We start from the raw sequence: 9519 nt of genomic DNA, 5'->3' as shown, positions 1-9519 counted from the left end.
GCCGGCGAGGGTGCGCCAGGTGATGGGTTGCTGGCCGGTGGGGGCGCGTTCGGCGGTCCAGGCCCCGGTGGTGCGGAGGTTGTGGTGGCGGCGGTGTTTGGCGGACAGGTCGGTGGGGGTGGTTTGTCCGCGGGGCCAGGGGGTGTCGTGGTCGAGGTCGCAGCGGTTGGCTGGGATGTGGCAGGCGGGGCCGCGGCAGACGCCGTCGACGGCCTCGACGTGGGCGCGCATGGCGGGGGTGGGTCGGTAGGCGTCGGTGTGCAGTTGCAGGGCGGCGCCGGTGTCGAGGTCGACGGCGAGCCGTTGCCAGGTGGACTCGTCGTTGGTGATGATCTGGCGGGCGTGTTCGGCGGTGACCCAGCCGTGTCCGGGTAGCTCGCAGGGGGTGTGGTCGGCGCCGGCGGCGGTGGTGAACGGGACGACGATCCAGACTCGCCCGGCGGGTCGGCGCCCGAGGTGGGGGAACGAGCCACCTGACCGCTGCGCCCCGGGGGCCCCGGCCGGCGGCTGAGCCGACCCTGCTGGTTCGGCTGCCGACTGGTCGGCTGGTTCGGGGGCGGGCGGGTGTGGTGGTGGGTCGTTGGGCCAGCCGAAGATGGCGGTGTCGGTCAGGAAGTCGGCGCGTAGTGCGTCGAGGGGGCGTGGGTCGCCCGCGGCGCGGGCGGTGCGGGCGACGTCTTCGGCGCGGTCGATGGCGGCGACGATCTTGTCGGCGTCGTTGATGATGGTCAGGGTGCCCAGCCCGTCGGTGTCGAGGCGGGCGTAGGCGCCCTTGCGGCGTCGGCGGGCGGCCCGCCGGCGGGCCCCGGCGTCCTGGGGTGCCGGCCCGCTGGCCCGGTCACCGGCGGCGTCGGCCGTGGGGTCGGCGGTGGGGTCGGCGGTGGGGTCGGCGGCGGCGTCGGTGGCGGCCTCGGCGGCCAGGACGGCGCGGCCCAGGCGTTGCCGGAACAGGGTCGGGGAGGGGGCGGAGCCGTCTCGGGGTGGGCGCAGCACGGCCTCGACCACGGGGGCGACCGCGTCACCGGGCAGGTGCGCGGTGGCCGAGGCGATGGCGCACGCCCGGTGCAGGGAGGTGGCGCCGGCACGCAGCCGGTGCCGCAGCGCTGTCCCGCGCGGCCCTGCGGTGGCCAGCGCGAGGCGCTCGCGCACGTCGGTCTCGCCGAGCCCGGTGGCCGTGGTGACCTCCAGGGCGGTCAGCTCGGCCGGGCTGGAGTGCGCCTGGCGGGGCACCAGGCCCAGCTCGGCGAGCCGGACCTGCTCCGCGGACTCGATCCCGTGCTGCAGCCGGGCCAACGCGTCCAGCGCGACGGCGTCGAGCATGGCCTTGAGCTGCTCGACGGCCTCGACCGTTCGCAGGTCGGCCGAGGCCTGCTGCTCGACCGAGCCCTGCGGCGCGGACCGCCGCGACCCGGTGACCGGCGCCTGCGGCACGTCGGCGGCGGCCGCCGCGAGCTGGGCGACCAGCGCCGGCACCTTCACCTCCACCGCCCACCGGGCCAGGTCCCGGCGCGCCAGCCGCTCCAGCGGCGAGAGCCCACCTGGTGCCACCGCACCGGTGGAGACCGGCAACGCGCACACGTCTATGACCGGGTCGGACACCCCACCGACCTGAGCCACCACCGGCCACAGCTCCCGCACCACCATGATCCATTAGAACGCCAGTTCGACTAGGGGTCAAGGGTCAGGAGGAAGAGAAGGTGCGTGCTCTCAGGCGGGCACGGCGCTGTCGCCCGACATCGCGGCGCGGAACTCGATCTTGGGGCACGTGTCCATGACGACGGCCAGGCCCGCGTCGGCGGCCCGCGCGGCTGCCGCCTCGTCGACGACGCCGAGCTGCAGCCAGACCGCCTCGATGCCGAGCCGGTCGCGTTCCTTGATCGCCTCGTCGACGACGTCACCGACATGGGAGCTGTTGACGAAGCAGTCGACCACCGCCACCCGCTCGCCGTCAGGGATGTCGGCAAGCCGGGCGTAGCCCTTCGCGCCGTGCACCGTCGCCGCGCTCGGATGGATCGGGACGAGCCGCATGCCGAGCTCTCGGTGGAGCCACCGGGACACGGCCCATGCGGTGCGGTCCGGGTTGTCGCCGAGGCCCACGACCGCCCACGTCGCGGGCGTCTGGAGCAGGTCGCGGATCACGGCCGGGTCGTTGCGGTGCGCACTCATGGCCCCATCCTCACACGGCAGTCGGACGCGGCGGCGTGACAGGATGACCGGCATGAGACTTGGAATCTTCGTGCCACAGGGCTGGCGGATGGACCTCGTCGGGATCGACCCGGCCCGGCACTGGGAGGTGATGCTCGGGCTGGCGAAGCATGCGGACGACGGCGACGTCTGGGAGTCGGTCTGGGTCTACGACCACTTCCACACGGTCCCCGAGCCGTCTGAGGAGGCCACCCACGAGGCGTGGACCCTCATGGCCGCGTATGCCGCGGCCACCAGCCGCGTGCGCCTCGGCCAGATGTGCACGTGCATGTCCTACCGCGAGCCGACCTACCTGGCCAAGGTCGCCGCGACGGTCGACGTCATCTCGGGCGGCCGCACGGAGATGGGGATCGGCGGCGGGTGGTACGAGCACGAGTGGCGGGCCTACGGCTACGGCTTCCCCTCGGCCGGCGACCGCCTGGGCCGGCTCCGCGAGGGGGTGGAGATCTTCCGCCAGATGTGGATGGACGGCTCGGCGACGCTCGACGGGAAGCACTACCAGGTCGACGGGGCCATCTGCGCGCCGCGGCCGCTGCAGGGCACCTCGGCCCCGGGCTCCGGGCTCAACGGCATACCGATGTGGGTTGCCGGAGGCGGCGAGAAGGTCACGCTCAAGATCGCCGCGGAGTATGCCGACTACACCAACTTCGACGGCACCCCGGAGGGCTTCGACCACAAGAGCGAGGTGCTGCGCGGGCACTGCGAGGCGGCCGGCCGCGACTTCGACTCCATCGTGCGCTCGGCCAACTACAACGTCGTCGTGGCCGAGACCGAGAAGGAGCTGGAGGAGCGCCTGGCCTTCGCCGGCGAGCTCTTCCGCAAGGCCGGCCTGTCGGACAAGAGGGTGGAGGCGCACATCGCCGACCTGCGCTCCCAGCCGGCGGTCGGCACCCCGGAGCAGATCGTCGCGGTGCTGAAGGACATGGAGAGCCGCGGCATGACCTACGCCATCACGTACTTCCCCGAGGCGGCCTACGACCGCTCTGGCATCGAGCTCTTCGAGCGCGCCGTGGCGCCCGAGCTGCGCGGCTGACCCGCCGGCGCCGCGAGCTCCCGCACCGGGTGGCCCGTCGGCCGGCCGCTACGATTGTCGCGCTCACCCGCCCCCCCGTCACGAAGGACAGCCGTGAGGATCACCGTCGTCGGTCTCGGGAAGATCGGCCTCCCGCTCGCCGTCCAGTTCGCGCGTTCGGGACACGAGGTCCTCGGGGCCGACATCAACGCCGAGGTCGTCGACACGGTGAACCGCGGCGTGGAGCCCTTCCCCGGCGAGGCGCACCTCGCCGACCACCTCGCGGAGGTCGTCGGCGCGGGGTCGCTGCGGGCCGTGACGGACACGACGGCGGCCGTGGCGCAGTCGGATGCCGTCGTCGTCGTCGTGCCGCTCTTCGTCGACGAGGAGGCGCGGCCCGACTTCCGGTGGATGGACGACGCGACGGGTGCCATCGCCCGGGGGCTGCAGGCCGCGAACCACACGCTCGTCTCCTACGAGACGACGCTGCCCGTCGGCACGACGCGCACCCGGTGGAAGCCGCTCCTCGAGGAGGCGTCCGGCCTCGTCGAGGGCGAGGACTTCCACGTCGTCTTCTCGCCCGAGCGGGTGCTGACGGGGCGGGTCTTCGCGGACCTGCGCAAGTACCCCAAGCTCGTGGGCGGCCTCTCGCCGGCCGGAGCCGCCCGGGCGCGGGAGTTCTACGAGTCCGTGCTCCAGTTCGACGAGCGCCCCGACCTCGCGCGGGGCAACGGCGTGTGGGACCTCGGCTCCGCGGAGGCCGCGGAGATGGCCAAGCTGGCGGAGACGACCTACCGCGACGTCAACATCGGGCTCGCCAACCAGTTCGGCAGGTTCGCCGCGGCCAACGGGATCGACGTCCACCAGGTCATCGAGGCCTCGAACTCCCAGCCCTACAGCCACATCCACCGGCCCGGCATCGCCGTCGGCGGCCACTGCATCCCGGTCTACCCGCGGCTCTACCTGTGGAACGACCCGGACGCGACGGTCGTGCGGGCGGCGCGGGAGGCGAACGCCGGCATGCCGTCGTATGCCGTCGGGCTCGCCCGGGAGGCCCTCGGCGGCTCGCTCGACGGGGCCACCGTCGCGGTCCTCGGCGCGGCCTACCGTGGCGGCGTCAAGGAGACGGCCTTCTCCGGGGTCTTCCCGGTGGTGGACGCGGTCCGCGCGGCCGGCGGCATACCGCTCGTGCACGACCCGCTCTACACCGACGCGGAGCTCGCCGCCCTCAAGCTCGACGCCTACCACCTGGGGGAGCCGGCCGACGTCGTCATCGTCCAGGCCGACCACGTCGAGTACGCCCACGTCACCTCGGCCGACTTCCCGGGCCTGCGGGCCGTCGTGGACGGCCGGCGCGCGCTCGACCCCACGAAGTTCCCCGACGTCGACCTCGTCGTCATCGGCCGGCCGCGCGGGCAGGCCTTCGCATGACGGTGCGTGTCGTCGACTCGGCCGACGTCTCGCCCGACGCCACGATCGGCGACGGCTCCTCCGTCTGGCATCTGGCCCAGGTGCGCGAGGGCGCGGTCCTCGGCAGGAACTGCATCGTGGGCCGAGGGGCCTACGTCGGGACCGGGGTGCGGATGGGCGACAACTGCAAGCTGCAGAACTACGCCCTCGTCTACGAGCCCGCCGTCCTCGAGGACGGCGTCTTCGTCGGGCCTGCGGTCGTCTTCACCAACGACCACTACCCCCGCTCGGTGGCGCCCGACGGGTCGCTGAAGCGGGGCGAGGACTGGGAGGCCGTCGGCGTGCACTGCCGCGAGGGCGCCTCCATCGGCGCCCGTGCCGTGTGCGTCGCGCCGGTCACGATCGGCCGCTGGGCGCTCGTCGCCGCCGGCTCGGTCGTGACCAAGGACGTGCCCGACTTCGCGCTCGTCGCCGGCGTGCCCGCCCGGCGGGTCCGCTGGGTCGGCCGCGCCGGCGTGCCGCTCGAGCAGACGGGCCCCGACGAGTGGACCTGCCCGCAGACGGGTGCGACGTACCGCCAAGACAACGACACCCTGACGGAGGTCAGCGCATGAACGACTTCATCCCGCCGGCAAAGCCGCTCATCGGCGACGAGGAGCGGGAGGCGGTCGACCGCGTGCTGCGCTCGGGCATGCTCGCCCAGGGGCCGGAGGTCAAGGCCTTCGAGGAGGAGTTCGCGAGCCACTTCCGGCTCGGCCGGGCGTGCGTGGCGGTCAACTCCGGCACGTCGGGGCTGCACCTCGGGCTGCTCTCGAGCGGTGTGGGCGCCGGGGACGAGGTCATCGTGCCGTCCTTCACCTTCGCGGCGACGGCGAACTCCGTCGCCCTCACCGGCGCCACGCCGGTGTTCGCCGACATCGACCCGCGGACGTTCTGCCTCGACCCGGCGTCGGTGGAGGCCGCCATCACGGAGCGGACGGTCGGCATCATGCCGGTCCACCTCTACGGCCACCCGGCAGACATCCCGGCGCTGCGGGCCCTGGCGGACCGGCACGGCCTGGCGCTCTTCGAGGATGCCGCGCAGGCGCACGGCGCATCGCTCGGCGGCGAGCCCGTCGGGTCGTGGGGCCGGTTCGCCATGTTCTCGCTCTACCCGACGAAGAACATGACCTCGGGCGAGGGCGGCATGGTCTCGGTCGCCGACCCGGAGACCGAGCGGATGCTGCGCCTCTACCGCAACCAGGGCATGGAGCGGCAGTACGAGAACGAGGTCGTCGGCTTCAACTGCCGGATGACCGACGTCCACGCCGCCATCGGCCGCGTCCAGCTGACGAAGGTCGACGGGTGGACGGCGACCCGGCAGCGCAACGCCGAGTTCCTCTCCGCGCACCTCGACGGGGTCACCCCGCCCCACGTCGCAGAGGGGGCCGTGCACGTCTACCACCAGTACACCATCCGGGTCCCGGAGGACCGGGACGGCTTCGCCAAGGCCCTCAAGGAGGAGTACAACGTGGGCTCCGGCATGTTCTACCCCGTCCCCAACCACCGCCTCAAGCCGTTCGGGCACGACGTCGACCTGCCGGAGACGGAGCGGGCCGCCCGCGAGTGCCTCTCGCTGCCGGTCCACCCGAGCGTCGACCAGGCCGGTCTCGAGCGCATCGTCGAGGCCGTCAACGCGCTCGCCCGGGTCGGGGCGTGACGGTGGCGAACCTGCGCGCCGGCCTCATCGGGCTCGGCATGATGGGGCGGCACCACGCCCGCGTGCTGTCCTCCCTCGACGGGGTCGACCTCGTCGCCGTCGCGGACGCCGGCGGGGACCCGCACCACGTGGCCCGCGGCCTGCCGCTGCTGTCCAGCGTCGACGAGCTCATCGGCCAGGGCCTCGACTACTGCATGGTCGCGGTGCCCACGGCGCTGCACGAGGAGATCGGGGTCGCGCTCGCCGAGGCGGGCGTCCACGCCATGGTCGAGAAGCCGCTCGCCCAGGACACGCCGTCCGCGGAGCGCCTCGCGGCCGCCTTCGAGGGCCAGGGCCTCGTCGGGGCCGTGGGCCACATCGAGCGCTACAACCCCGCCTTGCGCCAGGCCCGGGCCCGCATCGAGGGCGGCGACCTCGGCAAGATCTACCAGGTGACGACCCGCCGCCAGGGGCCGTTCCCCGGCCGGATCGCCGACGTGGGCGTCGTCAAGGACCTCGCCACCCACGACATCGACCTCACTGCCTGGGTGACCCAGCGGCCCTACGTGTCCGTGTCCGCGCGCACGGCATACCGGTCCGGGCGGGAGTACGAGGACCTCGTCGCCGCCACCTGCGGCCTGGCCGACGGGATCGTCACCAACCACCTCGTCAACTGGCTGTCCCCGCTCAAGGAGCGGGTGACCATCATCACGGGGGAGAAGGGGGCCTTCGTCGCGGACACGCTGACAGCGGACCTCACCTTCCACGCCAACGGCAACGTCGCCACCACCTGGAGCGGCATCGCGCAGTTCCGCGGGGTGAGCGAGGGCGACGTGGTGCGCTACGCCATCGACAAGCCCGAGCCGCTGCGCACCGAGCACGAGCAGTTCCGTGACGCCGTCCTCGGCAAGGACGCCGACATCGTCACGATGCGCCAGGGGCTCGCCACCGTGCGGGTGGCCGAGGCCATGATCGCCTCCGCGAAGGAAGGCCGTGTCGTCACCTTCTCCTGAGCCCACACCTTCTCTCGAGCCCACACCTTCTCCCGAGCGCGCGCCGGGATGACGGCCACCGGGCGTCCCACGCGGCGGGTGACCCGCCTGGTCCGCCACCTGCGTCCGGGGCTGCCGCCGCTCGCCCGCGAGACGGGGGAGTCGCTCGGGGCGCAGGTGGCCCTCTCGACGACCGGCATGGTGCTCGCCGGGGTGGTCCGGTTCGCCTACAGCGTGCTCATCGGGCTCGTGCTCGGCAACCTCGCGGTGGGGGAGGTCAACAGCGGCATCTCCCTGGCCCTCTTCGTCAGCCTGCTCTACCCCAGCGCCACCGCCATGGCCGTGACGAAGTTCCTCGCCCGGGCCCGGGGCGCCGGCCACCTCGACGAGGCGCGCACCGTCACCGGCTACCTGCTGCGCGTCACCTACCTGACCGCGGCGCTGCTGGCGGGCGCCACCCTCGTCGTCACCCCGGGGCTGCTGCACCTGGGGTGGGGGGAGGCGGTCGGGGTGGCCGCCCTCGTGCTCGCCAACTCCGGCTACCTCTTCGCCCGCAGCCTGCTCTTCGGCGCCGGCCGCGTGACGCGGGCCACCGTGTGGGACCTCGCCACGACGGTGCTGTCCCTGGCGCTCCTCGGAGCGGTCCTCGTGGGGCGCCTGTCCTCGCTGCTGCTCGTGCCGCTCACGGCCGGGTATGCCGTCTACGCGCTCGCCAACCTGCCGCGGGGCGCCCGGGGGCGGCCGCCGAGCGCGCTGCGGGCGGAGATGCTCGCCTTCGTCCACATCTCGCTGCTCAACTCGCTCGCCACGAGCGGGGTGCTGCAGCTGGCCATGGTGGCCGCCCAGCACTGGGACCGGCCCCAGGCCGGCTCCTTCGCCGCCGCCATCGCGCTCGCCACCCCGGCGAGCCTCGTGTCCCGCTCGATCAGCAGCGTCCTCTTCCCCACCCTCGCGACCGCGCACGGCCGCGGCGACGCCGAGGGAGCCCGGCGCCAGGTGGACGTGCTGACGCGGTCGCTGCTCGTCATCAGCCTCGGTATCTTCGGCACGCTCATGGTGCTCTCGCCCCTGCTCATCAGGGTCTTCTTCCCCAAGCCGGAGTTCGCCAGCGCCGCCACGGTCCTGCCCATCCTGCTCGCCGCGGTCATGGTGCAGAACATGGTGGTGGCGGCCACGAACATGCAGCTGACCCGCTCCCACGCCGGTGCCCGGGGCGTCATGACCGCGAGCCTCGTCGGTGCCGCCGTGGCGGTGGTGAGCTGGGCGGCCTTCGCGCCCATCGGCGGCTACGTCGCCGTGGCGTGGGGCTTCCTCGCGTCGGCCGTCGTCGCCTCGGCGCTCCCGGCGCTCGCGGTGTGGCGGGCGGACCGGATGCCGTGGCTCTCGCCCCTGCTGCGGGCCGCGGTCGGCGCCGGCGCCGCGGCGGCCCTCGCCGCCTGGATGCTGCGCACGCAGGCCGGGCCGGTCCTGCAGGTCGCGGCCGCCCTCGGCTTCCTCGCCGGGTGGCTGCTCCTCGGCTGGCGGGACACGCTGATGGCGGTGCGGCTGGCGCTGCGGCGGTGACCCCGGGGGCGGCCCCGCGCTCGTGGGAGGATCCCGGGGTGAAGGTCTTGGCAGTCAGCACGTGGTTTCCCACCCCGGCCGCGCCCGTCATGGGCGTCTTCGTCCGCAAGGACGTCCAGGCCCTGGCCCGCGACCACGACGTCACCGTCCTGCACCTGGCCCCGCCGGCGGCATACGCGTCCGCGCCGAGGCAAGAGTGGGACGGGCCGGTGCGGGTGCGCCGGGTCCCGCTCCAGCTCAGCCGTCCCGACCACCTGGTGGGCGCGGCGCGGGCCGTCGCCGAGGCGGTCCGCGACGTCGACGTGCTGCACACCATGGCGTTCTCGACCCTGCTCCCGCTCGCTCTGAGCCGCCCGGGCGTGGCGTGGGTGCACACGGAGCATTGGTCGGGCATCAGCGTGCCGCAGTCGCTCTCGCCCGCCGGGCCCTATCTCATCCCCGCCCTCGCCCAGGTGCTGCGCCGCCCGGACGTCGTCGTGCCGGTCTGCGAGTTCCTCGCGCGCGCCGTCCGCCGCTACCGGCGGGGCCCCGTGACGGTCGTCCCGTGCATCGTGGACCGGCCCGAGGTGACGCCGTCCCGGCCGGCGCCGGGGCCGCAGCTGCGGCTGGTCGCCGTGGGCGGGCTGACGCCGGGCAAGGACCCCGTGCTCGCCGTCGAG

General features: G+C 73.9%; 9 protein-coding genes. 7 read left to right on the top strand and 2 right to left on the bottom strand.

Annotation, left to right across the window (positions count from 1 at the left end; all coding sequences use genetic code 11):
- Together VFJ94_RS06005 and VFJ94_RS06000 are read right to left on the bottom strand one after the other, a co-directional pair.
- Positions 1-1644 (bottom strand): hypothetical protein (locus VFJ94_RS06005; protein WP_325003287.1); only part of this gene is annotated, 1644 nt, incomplete at its 3' end.
- 63 nt (positions 1645-1707) lie between these two features.
- Entirely contained in the window at positions 1708-2166 is a 459-nt protein-coding gene (locus VFJ94_RS06000) for a CoA-binding protein (RefSeq protein WP_325003286.1), read from the bottom strand.
- Between the two features lie 52 nt (positions 2167-2218).
- Here VFJ94_RS06000 and VFJ94_RS05995 point away from each other — a divergent pair, with 52 nt between their 5' ends.
- From VFJ94_RS05995 to VFJ94_RS05965, 7 genes are all read left to right on the top strand, one after another.
- A complete protein-coding gene (locus VFJ94_RS05995; protein WP_325003285.1) occupies positions 2219-3238 on the top strand; it encodes an LLM class F420-dependent oxidoreductase in 1020 nt (339 codons plus the stop codon).
- Between the two features lie 93 nt (positions 3239-3331).
- Positions 3332-4648, top strand: a complete 1317-nt coding sequence (locus VFJ94_RS05990; RefSeq protein WP_325003284.1) for a nucleotide sugar dehydrogenase — start codon at positions 3332-3334, stop codon at positions 4646-4648.
- Complete coding sequence (locus VFJ94_RS05985) at positions 4645-5241, top strand: acyltransferase (protein WP_325003283.1); 597 nt, start codon at positions 4645-4647, stop codon at positions 5239-5241. The genes VFJ94_RS05990 and VFJ94_RS05985 overlap by 4 nt, the downstream gene beginning before the upstream one ends.
- Positions 5238-6326 carry a DegT/DnrJ/EryC1/StrS family aminotransferase gene (locus tag VFJ94_RS05980; protein ID WP_325003282.1) on the top strand — a complete coding sequence of 363 codons (1089 nt, stop codon included), beginning with the start codon at positions 5238-5240 and terminating at the stop codon, positions 6324-6326. The genes VFJ94_RS05985 and VFJ94_RS05980 overlap by 4 nt, the downstream gene beginning before the upstream one ends.
- A 2-nt stretch (positions 6327-6328) precedes the next feature.
- A complete protein-coding gene (locus VFJ94_RS05975; RefSeq protein WP_325003288.1) occupies positions 6329-7318 on the top strand; it encodes a Gfo/Idh/MocA family oxidoreductase in 990 nt (329 codons plus the stop codon).
- 78 nt (positions 7319-7396) lie between these two features.
- On the top strand, positions 7397-8860 hold the full coding sequence (locus tag VFJ94_RS05970; RefSeq protein WP_325003281.1) for a hypothetical protein: 1464 nt from the start codon (positions 7397-7399) through the stop codon (positions 8858-8860).
- 38 nt (positions 8861-8898) lie between these two features.
- On the top strand, positions 8899-9519 hold a 621-nt coding region (locus tag VFJ94_RS05965; protein ID WP_325003280.1), incomplete at its 3' end, for a glycosyltransferase.

Source organism: Intrasporangium sp. (assembly GCF_035688975.1).
Taxonomy (GTDB): Bacteria; Actinomycetota; Actinomycetes; order Actinomycetales; family Dermatophilaceae; genus CALMNV01.
This window is presented reverse-complemented; position numbering and strand designations above follow the sequence as displayed.